Annotated in this window: 22 protein-coding genes and 1 pseudogene; 9 read left to right on the top strand and 14 right to left on the bottom strand. The window is 57.9% G+C overall.

From position 1 onward, the window contains the following. The first annotated feature begins 56 nt into the window (after positions 1-56). The gene (locus K3F44_RS12975; RefSeq protein WP_188036511.1) at positions 57-428 is read left to right on the top strand and encodes a glutaredoxin; all 372 of its coding nucleotides are present in this window, start codon (positions 57-59) and stop codon (positions 426-428) included. Between the two features lie 40 nt (positions 429-468). Here the strand turns inward: K3F44_RS12975 and K3F44_RS12980 are convergent, their stop codons facing one another. Next, complete coding sequence (locus K3F44_RS12980; RefSeq protein WP_207073721.1) at positions 469-1,071, bottom strand: glutathione S-transferase family protein; 603 nt, start codon at positions 1,069-1,071, stop codon at positions 469-471. A 142-nt stretch (positions 1,072-1,213) separates the two neighbouring features. Here K3F44_RS12980 and K3F44_RS12985 point away from each other — a divergent pair, with 142 nt between their 5' ends. After that, on the top strand, positions 1,214-2,404 hold the full coding sequence (locus tag K3F44_RS12985; RefSeq protein ID WP_220632377.1) for a benzoate/H(+) symporter BenE family transporter: 1,191 nt from the start codon (positions 1,214-1,216) through the stop codon (positions 2,402-2,404). Positions 2,405-2,591: 187 nt separating this feature from the next. Here K3F44_RS12985 and K3F44_RS25120 read toward each other — a convergent pair whose 3' ends face one another. The 3 genes and pseudogenes from K3F44_RS25120 to K3F44_RS12995 form a co-directional block, all read right to left on the bottom strand. Continuing rightward, positions 2,592-3,464, bottom strand: a complete 873-nt coding sequence (locus K3F44_RS25120) for a methyl-accepting chemotaxis protein (RefSeq protein ID WP_371411618.1) — start codon at positions 3,462-3,464, stop codon at positions 2,592-2,594. Next, positions 3,453-4,529, bottom strand: a pseudogene (locus tag K3F44_RS25125) (HAMP domain-containing protein); the annotation flags it as partial. The pseudogene K3F44_RS25125 and the gene K3F44_RS25120, both read right to left, overlap by 12 nt. A gap of 85 nt (positions 4,530-4,614) precedes the next feature. Beyond that, positions 4,615-6,039, bottom strand: a complete 1,425-nt coding sequence (locus K3F44_RS12995; RefSeq protein ID WP_220632379.1) for a PLP-dependent aminotransferase family protein — start codon at positions 6,037-6,039, stop codon at positions 4,615-4,617. Positions 6,040-6,163: 124 nt separating this feature from the next. Here K3F44_RS12995 and K3F44_RS13000 point away from each other — a divergent pair, with 124 nt between their 5' ends. The 4 genes from K3F44_RS13000 to K3F44_RS13015 all read left to right on the top strand — a co-directional run bounded on the left by K3F44_RS13000 (position 6,164) and on the right by K3F44_RS13015 (position 10,294). Continuing rightward, the gene (locus K3F44_RS13000) at positions 6,164-7,357 is read left to right on the top strand and encodes an MFS transporter (protein WP_220632380.1); all 1,194 of its coding nucleotides are present in this window, start codon (positions 6,164-6,166) and stop codon (positions 7,355-7,357) included. A 48-nt stretch (positions 7,358-7,405) separates the two neighbouring features. Then, positions 7,406-8,254, top strand: a complete 849-nt coding sequence (locus tag K3F44_RS13005; protein ID WP_220632381.1) for a lipopolysaccharide kinase InaA family protein — start codon at positions 7,406-7,408, stop codon at positions 8,252-8,254. Positions 8,255-8,288: 34 nt separating this feature from the next. Beyond that, entirely contained in the window at positions 8,289-9,152 is an 864-nt protein-coding gene (locus tag K3F44_RS13010) for a phosphotransferase (protein ID WP_220632382.1), read from the top strand. A gap of 140 nt (positions 9,153-9,292) precedes the next feature. Continuing rightward, a complete protein-coding gene (locus K3F44_RS13015; protein ID WP_188036518.1) occupies positions 9,293-10,294 on the top strand; it encodes an NADP-dependent oxidoreductase in 1,002 nt (333 codons plus the stop codon). A gap of 40 nt (positions 10,295-10,334) precedes the next feature. On the opposite strand, the gene K3F44_RS13020 is transcribed toward K3F44_RS13015, so the two are convergent. Further along, positions 10,335-11,096, bottom strand: a complete 762-nt coding sequence (locus K3F44_RS13020; protein ID WP_409077675.1) for a lipopolysaccharide biosynthesis protein — start codon at positions 11,094-11,096, stop codon at positions 10,335-10,337. A 225-nt stretch (positions 11,097-11,321) separates the two neighbouring features. Continuing rightward, positions 11,322-12,023 (bottom strand): orotidine-5'-phosphate decarboxylase, encoded by a 702-nt coding sequence (pyrF, locus tag K3F44_RS13025; RefSeq protein ID WP_103438183.1) that lies wholly within the window; start codon positions 12,021-12,023, stop codon positions 11,322-11,324. Positions 12,024-12,202: 179 nt separating this feature from the next. Here pyrF and K3F44_RS13030 point away from each other — a divergent pair, with 179 nt between their 5' ends. Beyond that, positions 12,203-12,370, top strand: coding sequence for a DUF2897 family protein (locus tag K3F44_RS13030; RefSeq protein ID WP_103438184.1), 168 nt, complete (start codon positions 12,203-12,205; stop codon positions 12,368-12,370). A gap of 41 nt (positions 12,371-12,411) precedes the next feature. Here K3F44_RS13030 and K3F44_RS13035 read toward each other — a convergent pair whose 3' ends face one another. After that, positions 12,412-12,735: a ComEA family DNA-binding protein gene (locus K3F44_RS13035; RefSeq protein ID WP_220632384.1), complete on the bottom strand. Its 324-nt coding sequence runs from the start codon at positions 12,733-12,735 to the stop codon at positions 12,412-12,414. An 856-nt stretch (positions 12,736-13,591) separates the two neighbouring features. On the opposite strand from K3F44_RS13035, the gene K3F44_RS13040 reads away from it, so the two are divergent. Both K3F44_RS13040 and K3F44_RS13045 read left to right on the top strand, forming a co-directional pair. Beyond that, positions 13,592-14,644, top strand: coding sequence for an acyltransferase (locus tag K3F44_RS13040; protein ID WP_220632385.1), 1,053 nt, complete (start codon positions 13,592-13,594; stop codon positions 14,642-14,644). Positions 14,645-14,725: 81 nt separating this feature from the next. After that, positions 14,726-15,745 (top strand): D-glucuronyl C5-epimerase family protein, encoded by a 1,020-nt coding sequence (locus tag K3F44_RS13045; protein WP_220632386.1) that lies wholly within the window; start codon positions 14,726-14,728, stop codon positions 15,743-15,745. An 82-nt stretch (positions 15,746-15,827) separates the two neighbouring features. Here the strand turns inward: K3F44_RS13045 and K3F44_RS13050 are convergent, their stop codons facing one another. The 7 genes from K3F44_RS13050 to K3F44_RS13080 form a co-directional block, all read right to left on the bottom strand. Continuing rightward, positions 15,828-17,822 (bottom strand): nucleoside-diphosphate sugar epimerase/dehydratase, encoded by a 1,995-nt coding sequence (locus K3F44_RS13050; RefSeq protein ID WP_220632387.1) that lies wholly within the window; start codon positions 17,820-17,822, stop codon positions 15,828-15,830. Positions 17,823-17,923: 101 nt separating this feature from the next. Beyond that, positions 17,924-18,937, bottom strand: a complete 1,014-nt coding sequence (locus K3F44_RS13055) for a glycosyltransferase family 4 protein (protein ID WP_220632388.1) — start codon at positions 18,935-18,937, stop codon at positions 17,924-17,926. 51 nt (positions 18,938-18,988) lie between these two features. Then, positions 18,989-19,948, bottom strand: coding sequence for an NAD-dependent epimerase/dehydratase family protein (locus K3F44_RS13060; RefSeq protein ID WP_259406993.1), 960 nt, complete (start codon positions 19,946-19,948; stop codon positions 18,989-18,991). Beyond that, positions 19,945-21,186 (bottom strand): glycosyltransferase family 4 protein, encoded by a 1,242-nt coding sequence (locus K3F44_RS13065; RefSeq protein ID WP_220632389.1) that lies wholly within the window; start codon positions 21,184-21,186, stop codon positions 19,945-19,947. The genes K3F44_RS13060 and K3F44_RS13065 overlap by 4 nt, the downstream gene beginning before the upstream one ends. A 36-nt stretch (positions 21,187-21,222) precedes the next feature. Continuing rightward, the gene (gene wecB, locus K3F44_RS13070) at positions 21,223-22,287 is read right to left on the bottom strand and encodes a non-hydrolyzing UDP-N-acetylglucosamine 2-epimerase (RefSeq protein WP_181088697.1); all 1,065 of its coding nucleotides are present in this window, start codon (positions 22,285-22,287) and stop codon (positions 21,223-21,225) included. Further along, positions 22,284-23,405: a glycosyltransferase family 4 protein gene (locus K3F44_RS13075; protein WP_181088698.1), complete on the bottom strand. Its 1,122-nt coding sequence runs from the start codon at positions 23,403-23,405 to the stop codon at positions 22,284-22,286. The genes wecB and K3F44_RS13075 overlap by 4 nt, the downstream gene beginning before the upstream one ends. A gap of 15 nt (positions 23,406-23,420) precedes the next feature. Continuing rightward, a complete protein-coding gene (locus K3F44_RS13080) occupies positions 23,421-24,554 on the bottom strand; it encodes an N-acetyl sugar amidotransferase (protein ID WP_181088699.1) in 1,134 nt (377 codons plus the stop codon). Positions 24,555-24,645: the final 91 nt, after the last annotated feature.

A 24,645-nucleotide genomic window follows, 5' to 3' on the forward strand; every position in this document is an offset into this window, starting at 1 on the left:
TGGTGATCCCGAACCGACCCTGATGGGTCGGTTTTTTATTTGTTCAGGAGTTGCCCATGATCGTCAAAGCCCTGCGGGTCGGCCTCGGCCAGCTTATCGTGTTCGGTGACTTGATCAGCCGCCCAGCCAAGCGCAAGCGCAATGCCGCTGCCCAGGCTGCGGTCGAGCAGCAGGCCAAGGGCCTGGCTTTGTACCAGTTTCATGCCTGCCCATTCTGCGTGAAGACCCGGCGTAACCTGCATCGGTTGAACGTGCCGGTGGCGCTGCGTGATGCCAAGAACGACCCGCAGCATCGCCAGGCGCTGCTCGAAGGCGGCGGCCGAGTCAAAGTACCGTGCCTGCGCATCGAAGAAGCCGGGGAAGTGACCTGGATGTATGAGTCCAAGGCGATCATTGCCTATCTGGATCAGCGCTTCGGTACAGTCTGAGGCTGCCGGGGCTGGTTCGCAGCCCCGATCTACGCTGCCCTCACTCCCCCATCGGCACATGCCGCGGATGCTCGGCCACCCGCGCCAGCCACTCGCGCACCGCAGGGTAGCCAGCCAGGTCAAAGCCGCCCTGATGCGCCACGTGGGTGTAGGCATACAGCGCCACATCGGCAATCGAATACTGCTCGCCGACCAGGTATGGGGTCATCTCCAGCTGCTTGTTCATCACCTTGAGCGCCTTGTAGCCGCCCTTGTGCAAGCCTTTGTATTCTTCCAGGCGGTCATCCGGCAGGCCCAGGTAGTACTGAATGAACCGCGCCACGGCGATGTACGGCTCATGGCTGTACTGCTCGAAGAACTGCCACTGCAACACTTGCGTTCGCAGGCGCGGCTCGGTCGGCAGGAACTCGCTGCCATCGGCGAGGAAGTTGAGAATCGCGTTCGACTCCCACAGGCAGGTGCCGTCTTCAAGCTCGAGCACCGGCACCTTGCCGTTAGGGTTCTTGGCGAGAAACTCCGGGGTTTCGGTCTCGCCTTTGAGAATGTCCACCGGGTGCCATTCAAATTCATGCCCGAGCAGGTTCAGCATCAACTTGACCTTGTAGCAGTTGCCCGATTTGTAATCGCCGTAAACCTTGTACATCGCCCCTTCCCCTCTGCGCAGTTGTCGACCGTGGGCCAATAGTTGGCGACTGTACGGCTAAAAGCAATGGTCGCTGTATGGCAAGGATCAAGCTTGGCCGCGTTAGCCTGCAAAAAATACTTACATGTACAAGGACAGCACCATGACCGATGCCACCTCAGCGCGCCTGCGGCCCTTGGCAGACAGCTCCCCCTCGGCGGTGGTCGCCGGCTTCATCGCCATGCTTACGGGCTACACCAGCTCGCTGGTGCTGATGTTCCAGGCCGGCCAGGCGGCCGGGCTGACCACCGCGCAGATCTCATCGTGGATCTGGGCGCTGTCGATCGGCATGGCGATCTGCAGCATCGGTTTGTCGCTGCGCTATCGCACACCGATCACCGTGGCCTGGTCGACCCCAGGCGCGGCGCTGTTGATCACCAGCCTCGGCGGCGTCAGCTACGGCGAAGCAATCGGCGCCTACATCACCTGCGCCGTGCTGGTGTTGATCTGCGGCCTGACCGGCAGCTTCGAGCGCCTGGTCAGGCGCATCCCGGCATCGCTGGCTTCGGCGTTGCTGGCAGGCATCCTGTTCAAGATCGGCAGCGAGATCTTCGTCGCCGCACAACACCGTACCCTGCTGGTGCTGGGCATGTTCTTCAGCTATCTGCTGGTCAAGCGCCTGTCGCCGCGCTACTGCGTGCTCGCTGCGCTGGTGGTCGGCACGGCGTTGTCGGGGGCGTTGGGCCTGCTCGACTTCAGCCACTTCAACCTGCAGGTGGCTACACCGGTGTGGACCACTCCAAGCTTCTCGCTGGCAGCAACCATCAGCATCGGTATCCCGCTGTTTGTGGTGGCGATGACCTCGCAGAACATGCCCGGCGTGGCCGTGCTGCGCGCCGACGGTTACCAGGTGCCGGCCTCACCGCTAATCACCGCCACCGGTTTCGCCTCACTGCTGCTGGCGCCGTTCGGCTCGCATGGGGTCAATCTGGCGGCCATCAGTGCGGCAATCTGCACCGGCCCGCATGCCCATGAAGACCCGAGCAAGCGCTATACCGCGGCAGTCTGGTGCGGGATTTTCTACGGCATTGCCGGGGTATTTGGCGCGACCCTGGCCGCGCTGTTTGCCGCCCTGCCCAAGGAGCTGGTGCTGTCGATTGCGGCACTGGCGTTGTTTGGCTCGATCATGAACGGCCTGAGCGTGGCCATGAGCGAGCCACGCGAGCGCGAGGCGGCGTTGATCACCTTCATGGTCACCGCCTCGGGGCTGAGCCTGTTCTCGATCGGCTCGGCGTTCTGGGGGATTGTTGCCGGGGTGATTACCCTGCTGATCCTCAACCCGCGCAGGGCTTGATACGGCCTGTCTTCTTGAATGCCGGTCAGCAATGCTGGGGCTGCTGCGCAGCCCTTCGCGGGCAAGCCCGCTCCCACAAGGTTGGCGGAGCCCTGCCGCTCTCGGGCAATGCAATACTCTTTGGGAGCGGGTTTACCCGCGAAGGGTCGCAAAGCGGCCCCGACGATCTCAAGCCATTCAGGAGAACCTACAAACGGAAATGCCCAACCATCCCCTTGAGCTCATCGCCCAACTGGGCCAGCTCGACACTGGAGCGGGCATTGCCCTGCATCGCCAGCGCGGCCTGATCGGCGCTGCCGCGGATCTGCGTGACGCTGCGGCTGATCTCGTCACTGACCGAGCTCTGCTGCTCGGCGGCAGCGGCAATCTGCTGGTTCATCTGCTGGATCTGTGACACCGCCACGGCGATGCTGGCCAGGGCGCTTTCAGTCTGCAAGGTGTCGGCCACTGCCAGGCGCACCAGCTCGGTACTGCCACGAATCTGCGCCACCGACTGCTCGGCATTGCCGCGCAGGCTGGCGACCAAGCGCTCAATATGCTCGGTGGATTGTTGCGTACGCTTGGCCAACGCCCGCACCTCATCCGCGACTACCGCAAAACCGCGACCCTGCTCGCCCGCCCGCGCCGCCTCGATGGCGGCATTCAGCGCCAGCAGGTTGGTTTGCCCAGCAACGCTCTTGATCACTTCAAGCACATCGCCAATGGTATGAATCTCGGCACTCAAACTGTCGATGCCGGCGCTGGCCGCTTCTGCCGCCACGGCCAGCTGCTCGATGCGCTGCAGGCTCTGACGCACCACCTGCTGGCCCGAGTCGACCTTGCCGTCGGCGACTTCGGCCGCCTGCGCCGCCTGCTCGGCATTACGCGCGACATCGTGCACGGTCGCGCTCATCTGCTGCATGGCGGTGGCGACCTGCTCGGTCTCCTGCTGCTGGCTGCCAACTTCACGATTGGTCTGTTCGGTGACCGCCGACAACGACTGGGCGCTGCCGGCCAATTGCTCGATACCCTGTTGCAGGCCGCTGACAATGCCACTCAAGCCCGCCGCCATCTGCTGCATCGCCAGCAGCAGTTGGCCGACCTCATCGCGGCGCGGCACCTCGGCGTCGCCGGCCAGGTCACCGGCAGCAATCCGCTGGGCGCGACGGATGACTCGCTGCAACGGGCCGACGATCGCCCGGGTGATCAACCAGGCCGCCAGCATGCCGACCAGCAGCGCCAGCGCGGTGGCAATGGCAATCGCCACGCCGTTGCGCTTGAGCTCGCTGTGCATGGCCTGCTCCTGGCTGGCGTAAGCCTGGTCGACCGCGCTGGTGGCCTGATTGGCGCGCGCCTGCAACTGCGCCTTGATGCCCTGCTCTTGCGCAAGCAGGTCGGTGTATTCATTGAGCTTGTCGGCAAAGCTGGCGATATGCCCGGCGACCTCAGCGAGCACACCTTGATAGCCGCTGTCGGCAACTGCGCTTCTGAGTTGCTCGACCAGGCTGGCCGCCTCGACGGTCTGGGCGATGCGGCCACTGTTGACCTCCTCGCCTTTGCGGCTTTGCTCCAGGCGCACACGGGCCTCGTCCATCGCCTGCAGCATCAGGCGCGAGACGGCTGCCACCTGCGTGGCCTGATCGAGGAACTCGCTGCCTTGCTGGCCCTGGGATTGTTTCAGGGTGTAGGCGCCGTCATCAGCCAGGCCGGCCTGGAGCACGTCGAGGTTGTTGGCCACGCTTGAGACCGACCAACTGGCCGTGTCCAGCGCCAGCTCCTTGGCCTGCACCGCCTCGACAAAGGCGTCGAACGCCTGGCCATAGGCGCTCAGATCCGCTTCGGTGGCGCTCAACTGGGGCACGCCGCGGGCTCGCTCAAGAAGATTTTGCAGGCCGTTGCGCAGTTTGTCGGCCTCCTCGCTGTCGGAACGCAAGGCAAAACCCTGCTCATGCTGGCGCAGGCGCAGCAGGTCGCTGTTGAACTGAGTCATCTGCCGCAGGCTGTCGAAGCGCTGGCTGACGCTGTACAGCGAAGCCACGCCAATCGCCGCCACCGCCAAGGTCAGCAGCAGCACCAGGGCAAAGCCCAGGCCGAGTTTGCGGGCCATGCCCAGGTTGGCCAGAACACCGTGCTTGCTCGCCGTCATTGCTCATCCCCCGGTTGCGAAGGCCAAGAGTGACAACGCCGCCAGCCCCCTCACAAGGGATTGACGCCACAATAGTGTCAAATAGCTATGTGATGTCGCCCAGAGCATGATCGAGGTCGCCTTTGGCCTCACCCGCCGCGCGCAGAAACCCCTGGGCGCGCACGTCCTGAGCATAGGCGACATTGATCCGCAGCCAGTCGCTGCTGTCCCCCTGATAATCGAACGCAGCACCCGGCGTGAGCAGCACCGAATGCGCCAGCGCCAAGCGCTCGAGGCTGGCAAAATCGTGCCCGGGCGCCCGCACCCAGACGAACATGCCGCCATTGGGCTCGGCGAATACCTGCCAGCCATATGCCTCGAGCTGGGCCAACAGCCTGGCCCTGTGCTGACCCAGACGCACACGCAGGCGCTGGGTGCTCTTGCGATAACTGCCGTTGGCCAGCATCTGCGCCAGCACCTGCTCGGCAAACCGGGAAGTGCCGATGCCGCTGACCATCTTCAACTCGGCCAGGCACGCGATCAGCGCTGCATCGGCGACCACATAGCCGACCCGCAGCGAACTGCTCAGGGTCTTGGAAAAGCTCGCCAGGTAGACTACCCGCTGCTCACTGTCGAGAGTCGCCAGCCGTGTCGCCGGGCCTTCCTGAAAGTCGGCATAGATGTCGTCTTCGATGATCCGCAGGTCATGCTCGCGGGCCAGTTCCAACAGGCGATAGGCGACCTTGGGCGTGAGGCTGGTGCCGGTCGGGTTGTGATACAGGCTGTTGATGAACAGGCAGCGCGGCCGGTGCTCGACCAGCAGGCGCTGCAGCGCGTCCAGATCCGGACCATGGACGGTGCGCGGCACGGCAAGCATGTTTACCTGGTGGCTGCGCAGCAGGTTGAACAGGTTGTAGTACCCCGGGTTCTCCACCAGCACCGTATCGCCCGGACGCAGCAACGCGCGCACCAGCAGGTCGAGCGCCTGGCTGGCGCCGTGGGTGGTGACAATGCGCTCGGTGCCTGCGGCGATATCCAGCCGTTCCAGACGCTTGTGCAACTGCTCGCGCAGGCTGGCCAGGCCGAGCGGCGGCGCATAGTCGAACAGGTCGGCCGGGTTGCCACGGCTGACCTGGCGAATGGCCTGGGCCAGTTCATCTGCGGCGCGCCAGGCCGACGGCAACCAGCCGCAGCCGAACTTGAGCAGTGCCTCCTGGCCTTCATCGAACTGCCGCCACTTGCCATCGACCGTCTCGCCCCACAGCGCTGCGTCCTGCTCAGGCAGCCCGGCCTTGCGCTCAGCGACGAAAAAGCCGGTGCCGTGGCGCGCCTCCAGCCAACCGCTGGCCACCAGCCGATCGTAGGCCTCGATCACACAGGCGGCGCTGACCCCGTGGGTTTTCGCCAAGGCCCGGATCGACGGCAGCCGCGCGCCCGGACGCAGGCGTTGCTGCTCGACCCACGCTTGCAGCTGGGTGGTGAGTTGCTGAACCAGCGACACGGCGCTGAGGCGATCGAGGGTGAGGTGCATAGATCAACTGTTCGCGATTTTTATGCGAACAGTTAAGCATAAATGGCTGCCCGCTGTGCCTTGTTGCGCGCCCACAGCAAGCGCAGCCTGCAGCCAGTACCCGTTCAATCAAGGACCTGCGTCAATGCGCGACCGCCACGCCCCCGCCCTGCTCGCCTTCGCCCTGGGCATCATCACCCTTGCAGTCAACCTGCAGGCGCCGCTCTACACCACCTATGCCGAACTCTCCGGGCTGGGCGCGACGGCTACCGCCGTGGCGTTTTCCGCCTATGTGCTGGGCGTGCTGCCGGTGCTGCTGGCTCTGGGCGGGCTTGCCGACCGGATTGGCCGGCGGCCGATGATCATCGCCGCGTTGAGCTTGTCGATCATTGCCACCCTACTCGCGCTCAGCCTACCCAGCCTGTACAGCATTGGTGTCGCGCGGCTGCTGCTGGGTATCGGCACCGGCCTCGCCTCGGCTACCGCTACGGTGTACATGAGCGAACTGCTGCCTGCCGAGCGCAGCAGCAGCGCCGCCAGTTGGGTCACTGCCAGCACCTCACTGGGCTTCGGCCTGGGCGCTGCGCTGACCAGCCTGTGCCTGCTACGCGGGCCCAGCCTGAGCCCGGCCAGCTTTTATCTGCACCTGCTGCTGGCCGCGCTCGCGCTGATACTGGTCTGGCGCCTGCCGGAGCCACGCCAGGCAGCACGCGCGGCCATGCTGCGCCTGCCTTGCTACCCGCCCGGCAGCCTGATGTATGGCTGCGCCATTCTGCTCGCCTGGGCCTGCGTCGGGCTGGTCACCGGACTGCTGCCGGCAGTACTGCGTCAGCATGATTTGAGCGCCTGGTCAGGGTTTTCCACGTTCTGCGTGATCAGCTGCGGTGTGCTGTTTCAGCCCTTGGCCAAGCGCCTGCCAAGTGCCACGGCGGTGCTGCTCGGGCTGGTCATCCTGCCCTGCAGCTATGCGCTGCTGGCCTGGGGCGCAGAACGCGGCGCGCTGCTGGCGGTACTGCTCGGCGCCGTCGCCGCCAGCAGCGCCTGTTACGGCTTTATCTACCTGGGCGGGCTGGCCGCGGTGAATGAACTGGCCAGCGAAGAAAAGACCCGCGCCACTGCTGGGTTCTTTTTGTTGGCCTATGTCGGCTTCAGTTTGCCGGTGATCGTTACCGGCTTGATCGGCGACTGGCTGGGCATGCGCATGGCGTTGGTGCTGTTCGGCATGGCATTGCTGGCGGGCAGTGTCGCTATCGCCGTCGCGCTGGCTCGGCAACACAGCCAACGTCTTGGATCCAAAAAAGAGCACAGTGCCTATAGGACAAATCTGAAAGAAATGTGAAAATAGTGTGAATGTTTGTAAAACCGATCTATTCAGCAAGGATGCAGTGTGTCACCGGACCCAAGTACCTGGCCAAAAGAGTACCCCTACACTCTCAAGCATCGCCGGACCACGCTGCACTTCCAGACGCCACTGGCAGAGCACACCCGTACGGCCCTTGAACGCCTGGTCGAGCGCGCCCGCGTGCCCGGCGCCAAGCGCATCAGTGCACCGCTGGACTGTGAGCGCAGCCAGCTGTTCGCCAAGCGCGAGCAGCTCGACAGCCTGAAGAAAAAGTGGCGCGTGCAGCGCGGCGCGGCGCGCAGTGATGGCACCTATGACTGGGCCGTCGAAGAAATCATCAATACCTACAAAGCCCATCAACGCGGCGCCCCGGTGCCCGAGCTGGTGGGCTTTGGCTACACCCGCTCCCGGCTTGGGCTGGTGCAGGACCTGTTCGTCATCACCCGCCTGCTGCAGGGCTACAGCGATGGCCTCAGCGTGCTGCAGCAAGACCCCAGCAGCGTCTACCGCGTGCTCGATGCCTCGACCGAACTGATGTTCAGCCTGCACAAGCAAGGCATCACCCACATGGACCTGTGGGCCGGCAACGTCATGCTCTGCGACAGCCAGGCAGGCGCGCCGGTAGCAATTGACCTGGAAAACAGCTTCTTCGTGCCCAGTGCGTTTGCCAGTGAAACCCTCGGCTTCCAGTTTGGTTTTCTCTACCTGCGGGAAATCTACCGTTACATCACCGAAGCCAAGTACGACGCGTGGGTGGACATTGCGCTGAACAACTTCGCCCCGGTGATTGATAAGGCCGCCTTCCGGCGGGTTTATGAATACGCCAAGCATGAGCACATCGGGCGCCTGGATCGTCGCGAGATCTTCCTTAGAGGCCAGGTGGCCGGCTGCTGAGCAGCGTTTTCAGACTTGTTTGTCGGAGCACTCCATGCGTCACCTCAAGCACCTGACTGGCGCCTTCACGCGCCAGCGTATTCAGGGCAACACCTTTCATCTCGATCCAGGCCAGAGCCAACCACTTGCCTCTGCGATCACGGCGTTTCTGGCAGCGCCCGAGCAACACCAGACGCTCGATATCCCCGAAGCCACCCGCGGCGTTTACCTGCTGCACGGAGAACGCAAATGGGTGCTCAAGCACAACCGCCTGCAGCACTGGAAAAAGCGCCTGCAAAACTATCTGGGCCTGAAAAAGAGCTACGGCCTGCACGACCTGACCAACGAGTTCATCAACCTCTCGGTGGCCGGCAGCAAGTCGCAACTGGTGCCCAGGGTAGCCGCCTTTGGTTACCAGGCGCGCTTCCCATTCCTGCGCGACGAGTACCTGCTGATCGAGTTTCTCGACGACCACAGCAACGTCGATGAGCGCCTCAGCGCCCACCCCGATACAGCGGCAACGTTGCTGCCACAGGTGTTCGCGCTGTTCAGCCAGATGCTTGCCGATGGCTTCGTGCACATGGACCCGCACCCGAAGAACATCCTCATCAGCCCGAGCGGCGAGCTGCGCCTGATCGATTTCGAGTGCTGCGCGCACACGGTGATCGACCCGGACTTCAGCCTGGGCTTTCTGATAGGTTACTTCTACCACTTCTGGATCAAGCGTTTTGTCGCACTGGACGACTACCGCGCGTACAGCGAGGCGTACCTCGCAGCCACTCAACCGCACTTGAACAGAGCGGTATTCGAGCCCGTCTTCGAACGCTTTCTGACTGACAAGGTCTCTCGTACCACGCGCTATTCGATCCTCACCAGCGCGCCCGCGCAACTGGCATTCAAGGCCAGCCTGCGCGGTTGAGCCACGCGCACAGGTTGCAGCGGGGCCGATACCGGCCATCACCCTGATGGATCATCGGCCATTCGCCCCGCGCACAAGCCTTGCCAGCGGCTGTCCGTACCTCTATCAAAGGCAGTGTCCATTTTTCAGTGAGAGCCCCCATGACCCAGACCAACCGCCGCTTCCTGCTCGCCAAACGCCCTGTCGGCGCCGTCACCCGCGAAGACTTCAGCTTTGAGCAAGGGCCCGCCGCCGAGCCTGCCGAGGGTCAGATCCAGGTCCGCAACCTGTACCTCTCGCTCGACCCGGCCATGCGCGGCTGGATGAACGAAGGCAAGTCCTACATCCCGCCGGTGGGCATTGGCCAGGTCATGCGGGCCCTCGGCGTCGGCGAAGTAACTGCCTCCAAACACCCTGACTTCAAGCCCGGCGACCACGTCAGCGGCGCCCTTGGCATCCAGGACTACTTCACCGGCGAGCCGCAGGGCCTGCACAAGATCGACCCCAATCTCGCCCCCCTGCCCCGTTACCTGTCGGCACTGGGCATGACCGGCATGACCGCCTACTTCGCCCTGCTCGACGTCGGCCAACCGAAAGAGGGCGAAACCGTAGTCATCTCCGGCGCTGCCGGCGCGGTTGGCAGCATCGCCGGCCAGATCGCCAAGCTCAAAGGCTGCCGTGTAGTCGGCATCGCCGGTGGCAAGGACAAGTGCCAATACCTGCAGGATGAACTCGGTTTTGACGGTGTCATCGACTACAAGGCCGAAGACGTGCTGGCCGGTCTCAAGCGTGAATGCCCGAAAGGTGTCGACGTGTACTTCGACAACGTCGGCGGCGACATCCTCGATGCCGTGCTCAGCCGCCTGAACTTCAAGGCCCGCGTGGTCATCTGCGGCGCTATCAGCCAGTACAACAACAAGGAAGCGGTCAAAGGCCCGGCCAACTACCTGTCGTTGCTGGTCAACCGTGCGCGGATGGAAGGCTTTGTGGTGATGGACCACGCCAAGGAGTATGGCAAGGCCGCACAAGAGATCGCCGGCTGGATGGCCAGCGGCAAGCTCAAGAGCAAAGAGCATGTGGTCGAGGGGCTGGAGACCTTCCCGGAAACCCTGCTCAAGCTGTTCAACGGCGAGAACTTCGGCAAGTTGGTGTTGAAGGTCTGATCAAGTAGCCACTGGATGGCGGGCGAAGCGCCTTTGGGCGTTACCCCGCCATCAGCTGCTGCTGGGGATGCTCAGCGTTGAGTGACCTTGGCCTGGCACCACCTTTGCGGAAAACCATCGAATGCGCTTGCTCGACAGTGATCTTTGGGATCACCGAAGCCGGGATGCGTGACGCTGCAGACAGGTTGAACACGGCAAAGCGCTCATCTATCACCCGCTCGGCCATCAGCTTGAGCGACGGCAATACCCGCCCTTCATAATGCTGATCAAGCCCACAGGGCGACTTGGCAGAGTCGGCTGTTTCATAGAAGCGTCCAGCGGCCTGGTTCAAGTCTACCCCGACCAGGAATACCCTACTGAAGCCCAGATGATAAGCGAGCTGCAACGCCGCATATGCCACTGTGCGCGCATCGAAAAAGCCTTCACTGAGGTCCTTGCTGAAACCGATCGAGCGTGCACGCGCATTCCAGGCAAAACGAGGGCGCACGCACGCGGACTGGCCTTGCGACATCGACTGTTTCAAGGAAAATCCAGCGGCTTTCTGCAACGGATACAGTTTGGCAGAGCAAGTACCGGCCACCTCGGCGATCTGCTCCGACCACAAGGCTACATGCTGGCTGCTGCTCAACGCCTGGGAGAATAACTCGGGCTGCTGCTTGGGGAAGCTGGTGTCGGTGCAGATATAGAAGAACGGCTTGATCGCCGTGTCGGCGAACATCGAGATGGCGCCGTTCATGGTGATTACCGGCACACCGGCGAAGCGCTCCAGCGGGAAGTCCTTGGCGGAGCTGCCCGAGGCCATGATGATGACCGAGCCCTTGGCGATGTTGCGCACATCAGCAAAGTCACCAATGACTGGCTTAGAAGTCTCAGTACCGCCCGATGTAGCCGCCAAAGTGTCTGCCTCAATCCGGATTTTCGGATAATTCTGACAGAAAAAACGGCACGGAGTTCAGGCGCTGGTCGTAGTTCCCCCGGAGACTATGAAATAAAACTCATCTACCGGGGGGGCTGTGCAGGACTTTATTCAGCCGCGAATCTCGGCAACAACTGCCGCAAGTGCCTGGGCGGGATCGGCCGCTTGGCTGATCGGGCGACCAATAACCAGGTAATCAGACCCAGCATCCAGTGCTTGGCGCGGGGTGAGAATGCGGCGCTGATCGTCTTGTGCGCTGCCGGCAGGACGAATCCCCGGGGTGACCAGTTGCAGCGACGGATGGGCCGCTTTCAGTGCAGTGGCCTCCAGCGCCGAGCAGACCAGCCCGTCCATCCCTGCCTTCTCTGCCAATGCCGCCAGACGCAGCACTTGCTCCTGTGGCTCGATATCCAGACCAATACCGGCCAGGTCCTCACGTTCCATGCTGGTCAGCACGGTCACACCGATCAGCAACGGCTGCGGCCCACTACGCTTGTCCAGCACATCGCGGCACGCCGCCATCATGCGCAGGCCGCCCGAGCAGTGCACGTTGACCATCCACACGCCCATCTCGGCCGCGGCCTTGACTGCCATCGCCGTGGTATTGGGGATGTCATGGAATTTGAGATCGAGGAACACCTCGAAGCCCTTGGCGCACAACGTCTCGACGATACCCGAAGCGCTGCTGGTGAACAGTTCCTTGCCAACCTTTACCCGGCACAGTGCAGGGTCGAGCTGGTCGGCCAACTGCAGGGCAGCTTCACGGGTAGGGAAATCCAGGGCGACGATCAGGGGCGTCTGGCAAGCAGGCATTGGCAGGGTCTCATGGCGGGTCGTAAACGGCGCGCATTGTAAACCAAGTGGGGTGCGCTTTGCAGGCCGCAGGTCACGAGAATGGCCGGGGTTGCGAGGGCTATAATGGAACCAAAGGGCGTTGCGTCCGCTCGTAATTGGTACTAGCGACGCTTTTTACTGCCCGTAGGAGAATGACGATGCCTTGGTATGCCTGGTTGATATTGGTCGTTGCCATCGGCTCGATCGTGGGTGGTTTGATGATGCTGCGGGATACGGCGAAGAAGCTGCCGTTGACAGAGGAGCAGCTGCGCAAGGTGCATGAACGTAACGCGCAGATGGATGCCAAGGAATCCAAAGACCTATGAATCATTGATGGCCGGCGCAAGGCCGGCCATCGCTTGCGGGTTTACTCCAGGGTGAGCCTGTCGCGGTTACGCTCCATAAGGGCGTTACCGATTCCCTTTATCTCCAATAGCTCATCAACTGACTGGAACGGGCCGTTTGCCTCGCGGTAGGCGACGATGGCTTGCGCCTTGGCCTGGCCGATGCCGTTGAGTTCGCGCTGGAGGGTGGAGGCGTCGGCGGTGTTTAGGTTGGTTTTGGGTTGGGCTGTGGTGGTTTGGGTGACGATTGGGACGGGCTCAATGGGCGCCGCTGGCGCGGCACTTGCTGAGAATGAAAGTCCTGCGAACAGTGGGAGTAGAAGGTAGGAAAGAACGGTATTTCGCATTGGGGACACTCCTGTCGTATGGGACGTTTTGGTGCAGCGTTCCTTGGCTGCAGGCAAAAGGTAAACAAGGACGTTCGTCAGCGAAACTCGATTATTTTGTCCAAACATTACCTACATAATCTGAAACCATTGCAATGCGATAGAGCAGTGACGATTTTGCCTTTTCGCATGTGGGACGCCGGAGCATCTGTTGGAAACCAATGATGAGTAAGTGCCTGTTAGTCACTATAACCACTGGCGCCCAAACTCTTATGCTCTACCACTACTAAGGCCGAAAGCGCCGAGTTCATCGGCTAATTAAGGGTTAAATAATGATCGTCTAGGTTTTATTTTTTCGCCGTTGGTTTTCCGATTCGAAATTAAAGCTGAGAGCGTTCTAACTGCCTTGGAGCAGATATTCTGTACTGGGCATAGTTCAGGGCTAGGGTCGCAAGGCCGGTCGAAAGCATGAGTTGGGCTAGCGGCATCTCCAACTCGAAACACGCGACAGCGATGCAGACATAAACGTGAGAATTTGTTAGCGAGCCGCCATCTAGATTGCGCTGGAAATTCAACCCAGCAACCTACTGGGTTGGCGCTTGACAGTCTGCAATCATCTCGAGGGATGGCTTCATCTGGTGAACGCTTCCCGGAACCAGTAGGGTCACACCTTTACCCGTCCTAGGCTGATCAAAGACGGCGCTCAGCACAGGCAAGCTCGGCCGAGCTACGGATTCACATGTCCTGCGATCAGGTCACAGAACGTGAACCTTCTGAACGATGCGAAATAGCATCGAGCCGCTGTCGCTAGGCAGAACATATATCGCTCAGTTTCAGGTAGAATCGCGACCGTTCGCCCACTCTGTCAGGATTGAAAATGTTTGCGAAAATCAAGGGACTGGATGGCCTTCGTGCCATATCCGTGCTGCTTGTCATCATGTCTCACGCTGAAGGATGGCAGGCGCTAGGCATAACCAGCAGCGCAGTGCGTTCAGCTTTGAGCGCTCAAGCCGGAGTTAACGTTTTTTTCGTGCTGTCTGGTTTTTTGATCACATACCTTCTGATAAAAGAGATGGATGCAACTGGAAAAGTTGACATTGTCGCCTTCATCAAAAGGCGCGCACTCAGAATTTTCCCCTTGTACTACCTCGCCATATTTTTCCTCATGTATATGGACTACACCGGGAAGGCCAACATACCAAACTGCTCGTTCAGTTACGCCTTAACATATACAGTAAATTTCTACCCAAAAGAGTGCGCATACTCCGCGATGTCACACTTTTGGTCACTATCAGTCGAGGAACATTTTTACTTACTCTGGCCCCTGATATTTTGGACCGGTAAAAAAACCGCAATAATTACTGCGAGCGCTGCCGCTATCGCGTGCGTATGGCTCGGAACTTCTGCCTTTCCGGAAACGCAGCGCTTCTACCTAAACCGCTGGACTTTCCCCGCAATGCTTCCAATCTTAGCAGGATGTTTACTCGCTTTCATCTGCACACTACCGTGCCTCAAGCGCGTTATGGCGAATAAATCAACATCAGGTATTTTACTGATCCCCATACTATTCGGCTTAGCCACTCCAGCCTTCATAAATTCGGATGTGCTTTGGCTAATCTCGGTAAGTTCTCTTGTCCTCTACATTTTTCACAATCAGGAATCATTACTTGTGAAAATACTTGAGTTCAAACCGCTTGCCACCCTTGGCATTATTAGTTATGGGCTATATGTATGGCAGGGCGTTTTCACCGGCAATGGACCGTATCGCTCAGGTGGCGCGTTCCCACCCGCTGTAGATATTGGTGTCTGGTTGACCTTCATTGCAGCCCCACTGAGCTATGTCTTCTTTGAAAAACCATTTATGAACCTGAAGCATCGTTACACTTGGAGAAAAAACGAGCCGACAATCAGCCATAACATAACATCCTGATCAACATCATAAATACAGCAACAAAGTTAAGCTTCCAATGGAAGTATTGACGTGACACCGAAGACACGGACGGCAAGGAACATGAAAAAACATATATACATCATATTGGGTTTGTTAGCTCTTTCTGCCTGCGACATCAGCAAGGAACACTGGCCTGAGCACGCGCCAAGCCAGTCGCAAAAAAATCTAGGTCTATCAAACGCATTTCAGTACAGGAAACAAGGCCTGAATGCAGACCTCCGATCTCAGAGCTACTCGTCGACAGGGGATTACCTGAATTATGGTAAGACGGTCTTCCACCGGCCTAGCAAAACCCTAGAACTGGATGACCAAGGAATTCCAATGGTCTTCCAAGGTGGCAAGTTTAACTACTCTGCTGGCACTGTCGCAATTGCTGCCTTGGCTGAGCATGGTCGTTCACTCGAGAGCAAAAATGATAAGCAGTTCTTTATACTGGCTCACAAATTGCTCACGCTGATGAGCGACGACGGCGCATTACGTTACGCCTACCCATATCGTCATTACACCTCGACACAGGCGATGGCTGCTGGCTGGACATCAGGCATGGATCAGGGAATGGCAATGAGCGTTTTCGCCAGGGCCTATTCAATTGATAAAAATCAGAAGTGGTTGGAAGCTGGAAACCGTGCCCTCAAGTTCTTACAGACTCCATACCCGATGGGGCCGATGTCTACTTTGAAGGATCTCGACCCTTCACTAGCGAACCGAATTTTTTTCTTGGAGTATCCTGCCGAACCAAATGTATTCACGCTGAACGGATACATGTTCACTTTGCTTGGGTTGTATGACTGGGCAACCGAAGCAAAGTCATCGGAAGCTAGAGACATATTCGATGACGGAATTGCAACACTAGAAAAAATCTTACCGTATTATGACCTAGGTACTTTTTCAGCGTACGACCTGAGTTATATCACACACTCGAGGCTCCCATATCTCCAGCCTAGAGCACCGCACATTGCGCCTAGGTATCATGCTATTCACATTGCCCAGCTTCGCGCATTGAGCTCAGTAACGGGCGAAAATTTACTTAAAGCTAGGGCAGATAAATGGCAGGGCTACGCAGAGGGTAAACAACTTTAAGAGTATAGCCCCGAGCCTCCGGGGCTTTTCACTTTACCGAATGCGCGAACAGTGCAACTTCTCTATGTATCTCATGCTCAAGTCATAGATCCAGTCGACGCTGCTGGTAAACCCAATCCACGATATCACCGGAGGGAGTGTAACCGCTTACAGTATTCCGCAGAATCTGCCGTACCCTCGCGTAATCTTCCGCAGACATTGCCTTAAGCAGTTCACCGAGTTGGTTCTTGAGGTCCTCCCATGATAGGAAGTCCTCATCTGCGCTCATTATCATAGGGTGTGACGTAGAGGCGACCCCATCACCGATCAACAGCTCTTCATAAAGCTTCTCACCGGGACGCAAACCCGTGAACTCAATCGCTATATCGCCAAACGGATTTTTCTCGGAGCGTACGCTCAGACCGGATAGGTGGATCATCTTTTCAGCTAGCTGGGCTATTGCTACAGGCTCACCCATATCCAGCACGAAGACATCCCCTCCTTGCCCCATTGAGCCTGCCTGAATAACCAACTGAGCGGCTTCCGGAATTGTCATGAAGTAGCGGGTGATTTTAGGATGGGTGACCGTAAGTGGCCCACCGCTCTTGATCTGTTTATGGAACAGAGGAATAACCGACCCTGATGAGCCAAGCACATTGCCGAACCGAACCATGGTGAAGCGTGTTTTATTGACACTTGCAACGTTTGCCGCATCGCCATACAACACCGGTGCCACTTCGCGGCTCAGCGCTTGCAGGACCATCTCTGAAAGCCGTTTGGTGCTACCCATGACATTGGTAGGACGCACCGCCTTGTCGGTCGAGATCAAGACAAAGTTCTCGACATTGGCCTGCAGTGCAGCCTGAGCTGTGCACAACGTGCCTATTGCGTTGTTGGAGATACCTTCAGCGATGTTGTGCTCTACCATCGGCACGTGCTTGTAGGCGGCAGCATGATAGACCGTGGTTACTCGCCACATGCTCATGAGGTCAAACAGCTGCTTTTGGTTGCGCACCGATCCCAGCAGCGGTACCACCCGCACCGAAAGCGACTCACGGGCAACCCGTTGCTCAAGCTCACTGAGAATACTGTAAAGGTTGAACTCACTGTGTTCGAACAACAGTACGGTGGTGGGCCGCAAGGAAAGTATCTGGCGGCATAGTTCAGAACCTATAGAGCCGCCGGCGCCGGTCACCATGACCACATGCCCAGTAATGCAGCGTGCAAGCAGATCATCCTGCGCAGGCACCGGATCACGACCCAGCAAGTCAGCGATGTCTACTTCCTGGAGGTCATCTACCTTGACCCGGCCGCTGGCAAGGTCCATGAAACCTGGAATACTACGCACATGCAGCGGAAACTTTTCGAGGTAGCTCAAGACCTCTCTACGACGGGCACGACTGGCAGATGGAATAGCCAATAGCACTTCATCCGCACCCGTTACATCGATCAACCGCTGAATATCACTGGCCCGGTAAACCTGGATCCCAGAGATTACCCGATCTACCAGGCCTTCATCGTCGTCAATGAACGCGACAGGATGCATCACTCGGCCCATCCGCAGGGCGACCGCCAATTGGTTGCCAGCAGCACCTGCACCGTAGATTGCCACTTTGGGCAAGCCGTTGTCGCGATTGGTAAACGGCACATGCTGGGTGGTGACATACCAGTCGCCGAGGAAGTATTGGCGCATCAGCAACCGCAGACCGCCCAGCAGAACAAGGCTCAGCCACCAATAGTTGAAGATTATCGAGCGCGGTACCACAACCGTATGATTACTGTACCAATACACCAACAGGGCCAGAATCAACGCCGACAGGCTGACAGCTTTGATGATCAGGATCAGCGCGTCATTGCCGAAGTAGCGCATCACCGCGCGATACATACCAAAGCGGATAAAGATTGGAATGGCTACGACTGGTGCGGCTGCAAAAAGCCACAGATGGCTCTTGATCGGATTGACCAGTTCGTCAATGCCAAGCCGAACGACAAATGCCATATACATTGCCACCCAGACCAAGATGACATCAGTCACTACCTGAAGCGCGCGCTTGTGCCGACGCGGCAGCGACAACATCCGTGATCGTAATTTATCCATCGTCCCTTACACCCTCAACTGAACGCCCAGCCCGGTGAGCAGCACCGAGAGAGCAGTCTTGCCAGTTTACATCAACCCTCAGCCCCACATGCGGCTCAGGCCTACTCCAGCGTGCCGGCCTTATATCTGACAGCCAGAAGACAAAGCGGTATATAGGCGATCAAAGTGCCAACCAGCCCAGGAATCCAGCCCAGGGCAACTGCTATCGCCAGAGGTAGCAGCCATGCGGTATTGATCACAAGTACACCTAGTGTGACGGGCAAATGTCGACCGTGATGCCGCGACGCAAACTGATAGCCATGACTGCGATGTGCTTCATAGACCTTTTCCCCCCGCGCCATCCGGCGAATCAAGGTGTAGGTCGCATCGACCACAAACACGCCAAGCAGGATCAACCATGACCAGAACAGCGCGGGCAAAGCCCACGCAGCCTGGATGGAGAGCGCAGCGATGGTGACGCCCAAAAAGCCACTTCCAGCGTCCCCCATAAAAATCTTGGCTGGAGGAAAATTCCATACGAGGAAACCAGCTACGGCGAATGCCAGTAACAGCGTGGTGCCCGCAAGGTCTGGATGCCCCGTCAGCCAGTAGATCAATGCGCCGCCGCCGCACACACCGATAGCCTCGACGCTGGCGATGCCATCGATACCATCCATGAAGTTGTACAAATTGAGCATCCACACCAGGTACAGCACTGCAAACAGGTGGCCTATCCAGCCCAATTGATAAGACTGGCCAAACAGCTCGACTGCGGGAAAACCGCCCACCCAAAGCAACACCCAGATCGCCGCCGAGAAGTGCCCCAGCAACCGCCAGCGGGCGGCGATATGCCCGTGGTCATCAAGAAACCCAAGCAATGCGACGAAGGCACCAGCGCCGATAAGCGCCCAGCCCCAGTTGGCGGCGATGCTGCCGCTGGCAGTCGCCCACGTCAAACCCAACAGAAACACCACAACGATTGCTACACCGCCGCCTCTAGGGGTAGGGATGGTATGTGAGCTCCTGGCGTTGGGAACATCGATCAACTTGGTTGCCAATGCGTAACGGCGCAAAGCCCACGTGGCAACAAAGGAACAAAGCAAAACCGCCAGGCACGCGATCAACCAAATCTTCATCAAAATGGAAACCTTTTCATCCGTTACAAGCGTATGGAGCTGGCAACTTCGTTAATTGAGACGCTTACGACGTTCTTGGTAGATCCGGCCCGCTCGTTCAAGGCCCGCCTGAGTGGTTTCCACAGACGACCACCCCAACAGCGCACGTGCTTTGCCAGCGTCCACCTGCAGAGATCCGCAGAGCTGCTCGTAAATGGCAGCCTTACCAAGCATGCTCGAGGCCATCTTCAACAAGGGCAAGGAAAAAGCAAAAAGCGCGGCTCGTTTACCCATGCCAGCGCTGATCGCTCTGACCATATCGGCGGTTGAAACATCCTCGCCGTCGGCAATCAGGAACGTCTCGCCAGCGGCTGCAGGATGCTCGACACACAGTTGAAGAAAACTCAAAAAGTTGTCTCTGGAGAGCAAACTTCGAGCATTTTTGACAGCCCCAAACGGCAGCGGCACCCCGCTGGAAACAAGCTTAAGCAACCGGCCGAAGTTTCCCGGCGCATCGCCGGCATAGATTAAAGGCGGTCTGACAATCACCAGCTCCATTGCGGTTGCATGGAGCATGGCCTTCAATTCGTTCTCGGCCTCCAACTTGGACAGCGCGTAGTCTGCGCAAGGTGCTGGTGAAGCGGCTTCAGTAAACGCCCCTGCCAATGTTCGATTGCCATTAACGCCAATGGAGCTGACAAAAATGAATCGTTTCACCCCTGCTTTCAGGGCTTGCTCAGCCAGTCGCAGCGTCGCATCTCGATTAGCCGCACGAAAAGCCGAGAGCGGATCGCTGGCGCTTTCCTGCAAAACATGCGCGCGCCCTGCCAGATGTATTACGCAATCAACCGGCGGAAAGCCATCGGCAAACTGGTCGGCATGGAGCAAGTCCGCCTGGATATAACTTACCTGAGCGACTTGCTGGTCAAGCCGCCGCACGACAGCAATCACGGCATAACCTGCCTGGATCAACTGCCGGCACAGCGCTGCACCTACAAAACCTGCAGCGCCGGTAACCATCACCGTCTTCATAAGCTTTTCCCGCCGCCGACGCCATCCAGAAGTGTCTTTGCCAATCGCTCATAGGTGTACTGCTGGAGCACTGCGTCGCGGCCGCGGATCCCCATCTCCACACGCTCATTGGCACTGAGTTGGGCAAGCTGAAGAATAGCCGAGGCAATACTTTCAGCGGACTCAGGATCGGTGGAAACGCCGCAGCGGTTATCACCCACAGGGTCGTTGCCAGCCTGGCAGGCAAAGATCACCGGCAGGGCAACCAACATGTAATCCCACAGCTTGTTCGGGCTCACCCCAAATCGGAAAATCGGCTCTGACTTCAACGAGATGTAGCCTGCGGAGGCGTGCTTCAGCGCCGCCATCACGATCTCCTTGGGCTGCTGGCCAAAGAACTCCACCAGTCCACTACCGTCAGCGGCAGCAATTGCTTCAAGCTCGGCTTTTCGCTCGCCTTTGCCGACCAATATGATCTTTACATCGGCACCGTTCAGCTTGAGGATCGCTGCGCTACGAACCAAACCTTCCAAAGAATTTGGGTCACCATGCGCGCCAGCATAGATCACCACAAAAGCGCCACGGTCTCGAAGGGACTTCACATACCGCAGAAACTCGTTACTGTCATCGGCCACGCTTGCCTGGATGTCGGCACTGTCAACGCCGTTGGGTACCCAAAGAAACTTACCGGTACGCAAGCCTTTACTGACCATATGCGGTTCCGCACATGGCAACAGGCTGACAACTTTATCGGCTCGAGCATAAGCGAAGCGCTCGATCCAGCCGGTGATACGTACCAGTGGATTGCTGGAAGCCAGCCCCCCAAGCTCGGTCAGACTCAACGGCCAGATATCGCGCACTTCAAACACGAACTTGGCTCGCAGGAAGCGCGCGGCAAGCCAGCAGGTGACCACTCCGAAGGGGTGTGGCGACGAATAGATAATCACATCTGGGCGGCCACGCTTAATGGCTTGCAGCAGGCAAAACGGTAGCAGCATCAGGGAAAAGATTAGCATGGACAGCATTCTGCCTACGCCGTTTCCGAGGTACCGAAGGGTTGGCACGTACGCGTACTCAGCCCCCTGAATATTCACATTCCCGCTACGTTTCCGATCTGGCTCAAGCAGGTGGTGATAACCAGCAGAGATCACCACAGATTGGTGGCCTGCTTGGTTCCACAGCTTTGAGAAATAGTAGGGCCGCCAATAGCGCCCAACCCCAGGCCCACCTGCGTAGGGATGCACATACCAGACTTTCATGTGACTAGACAATTCCTTTGCATGGAGACGGCGCACTCACAGTTTTGCCAGATATTCAGCAATTTCGTTAGCTGCCCGCCCACCGCCATACATCTGCTCGGGGTCATTGATGGTTTTACCCATGCTGGCCACAACTGACTCGATAATCTTATCGCGGTCGGCTCCTGCAAGCAGGTTGGCGCCACAGTGCACCAACTCAACCCACTCGGTCTGGTCGCGCATCGTCACACAAGGTTTACCAAAGAAAAACGCTTCTTTCTGTACGCCGCCGCTGTCGGTAAGCACGAGGCCGCACCGCTGCAAGAGCCAGATCATTTCGAGATAGCCGACGGGGTCGATGACCTTCACTTCCAAGCTCAAGCCCAATCGCTCGATCACTCCCCGAGTGCGCGGGTGCAGCGGCAGGATAACCGTACCGACGGTGCGATTGATCTCGTTAAGCGCCCCAACGATCGCCGTCAGCCGAACCGGATCGTCAGTGTTTTCTGCGCGATGCAACGTAGCCAGAATGTACCCAGCATCGGCATCAAGCCCTGCCGGTGCTGCTGCGCGTTGAGCGAAGAACAGCGCGCTGTCCTGCATAACATCGCCCACGTTCAGCACCTTGGCCGCTTTATGCTCGAAGCCTTCATTCTTGAGGTTTTCAACCGCCACTTTGGTAGGACAGAACAGAATGTCACTTACCTGGTCAGTGAGGATGCGATTGATTTCCTCGGGCATACGCATGTTAAAGCTACGCAGGCCCGCCTCGATGTGCGCAACAGGAATATTTAGCTTGGAAGCAGCCAGTGCGCCGGCCAACGTGGAGTTGGTATCACCGTAGACCAACACGCGGTCAGGTTGCTCATTAAGAATAACCGTCTCGATTTCCATCAACATACGCCCTGTCATCTGACCGTGCGTGCCACCGTTGATATTTAGCTGATGATCTGGCTTGGGAATCCCTAGCTGGTCAAAGAAAATCTCTGACATGTTCGCATCAAAATGCTGGCCGGTATGCACAATGACTTCGCTCAGGTTGGCCTGCTCACCGATAGCTTGGGAGACAACACTTGCCTTGATGAACTGAGGACGCGCCCCGATAATCGTCAAAATTTTCATTGTGGCTTACCTGCACTTAGAAGAGTTGAATAGAAGGCGAGCAAACGGCTGGCCTCCTGATCCCAGTTGTAACGTTCGTTGACAGCACGTTGGCCGTTGCGACCCAGTTCAGCTGCAAGTTCCGGGTGTGTAACGAGGTGGTCTATTGCTTGGCCAATTGCAGCGGGGTCAAGTGGATTCACGCAGACGCCGCAGTTGCTGCCTTCAATGATCTCGCGCCACAGCGGAAAATCCGAGGCAATGACTGGAATACCCGCAGACATATACTCGAACATCTTGTTCGGCTGTGCATCAATGTGATTGGGCATTGGATGAAATGTCACCAGTCCGGCAAGGGAATTGCCGAGGACGTCGCGAACGCCTTCACGGCCCAATTGACCATGCTCATTGACGCAACCCCAGCCTGCGAGAGCTTTGACCTGCGTTTCAACCTGAGGCTCCGAGAAACGGCCAACCAAATTCAAGCGCGCAGAGGACTTGAGCAAGTCAAGACTTTGCACAACCTCGCGAATACCGCGAATCGACGTAATACCGCCGACATAGCAGACCTCATTCTTCTTCCGATCCCACGGTACCATGGCGTCCAATTCTCCCAACATCGGAAAATTGTTGATATCGAGCACATTGCGGTTAAACGCCTTGAATTTATCCCTAATGAAAGGCGTCGCGGTGAGGATGCCATCAAATTTCGGACAGGCGTATTTTTCATACCAGGAAAACAGTGTGGCAACGACCCGACGCACCACCGGGTGCATGTAGGGTTTGCTCAGCAGTTGCTTGGGAACATCCTCGTGAGAATCGAAGATAACCCGCTTCCCCTGCTGTTTCAGGCGTACGCCCACTGGTATCAACTCAGGATCGTGCAGATGATAGACATCTGCATTCAGCGCCATGGCTCGTTCATAGACACGGCGAGTAGTCTTGAACATCCGATTCAGACGCCCACTCAGGCGCCCCACATCGCTGATGTGGACATTCTCATTAATCTCATCACCGTTGCCGTCAGCGACGACGAGGTAAACCTCATAACCTTCGCTCGCGAGCGTACGACACTGTTTTCGGAAGATACGAATATCGTACCGAGTGTGCACCGAAGTAAGGTGGGCAATTCGTGTCATGACCAATACTGCCCTTTATGAGTACACATTGATGCGACGACCCAGGGCCCGCTGCAGGAGGTACTGGAGCTTCTTCGCACGGGTCTGCTGATTATCCCAATTCGCGAAATCGGAGTAGTCATGGATCGGCGCCTGCATCAACGCCTCGAACTCTTCACGAGTAATACGCATTTTTTTGCAGAAGTACTCGATATCGATTTCCAGTTCGGCAGGGTCGTAGAGCGGCTCTGCCAGCTTCTCCAGCGCCTGCTCTCGGGTCATCTGCTTGGAAAGGACCATGCTCGAGTAATGGAGTTTGCGCTTGTCGTAACCGAACTTGGTCGGCAGGTAGTAGTTCTGGAACAGCTTGGTGAAGATCGATTCGCCGTGCTTGCGCGCGTAAGAGCGATAGCCAACTACTTCCTGAAGGTATTGCTCTGCCTGCGCTTTGTCGTAGCTCATGTAATTGAGTGGACGGAAGGTTCGCATACCTTTGACGAAGGGATACCAAAAATAGTATTCAAAGAAGCTGATAGTTTTGTAATCGCGCAGCGGGCGCTGGCCGTACTGCTTATGGATAGCTCGCAGGTTGATCGCATCCATGGCGCTGCCGTGCCAGGAATCCGGGAAGACTGCCTCAGTCGCGAGGTTGCCGCCACTGAGGATATATTTGATTTTGTTTTTGACGGCGAAGTGATACATGCTGGCGAAAAATGCATGATCCTGTGGAACATCCTGATTCGCGACAGCAGCCTTCATGTACGCCAACTGCAGATCTCGGACCTCTTCCCAATTCATTACGTGGGTATGCAGGTCATAACCGCAATGTTTGATAATTTTTTCAATATTGCTGACGGCAAGCTCACTGTTCCAGCCCGCGTCAACATGTACGACTAGTGGGCGCAAGCCAAGATCTTTAACTTTGAGGGCAAGATAAGAGCTGTCGACACCACCGCTGAGGCCAATAATGCAATCGTATTCCTGACCGGCACCGTCTTTTTTGATCTGGTCTACAATTTTCTGCAGGCGCTGCTGGGCGTCGTCGCCGCTAAACAGCTGCAGCGATTGCACAGAGTCGAATTTATGGCAGTGATTACACACACCGGCCTCATCGAATACTATCTCGGCATCCGATGTATCCATGACACAACGACTACAAACCTTACTCAAGGCCATTCTCCTAAAATCCCTGTCTATAACCTGAAATCTGCATGCTAGATCCCAGGCTTATGATTCTCGCCGTCACCCACGTCTGGGCTGA

The organism is Pseudomonas sp. S07E 245 (assembly GCF_019599025.1).
Lineage (GTDB): Bacteria > Pseudomonadota > Gammaproteobacteria > Pseudomonadales > Pseudomonadaceae > Aquipseudomonas > Aquipseudomonas shirazensis.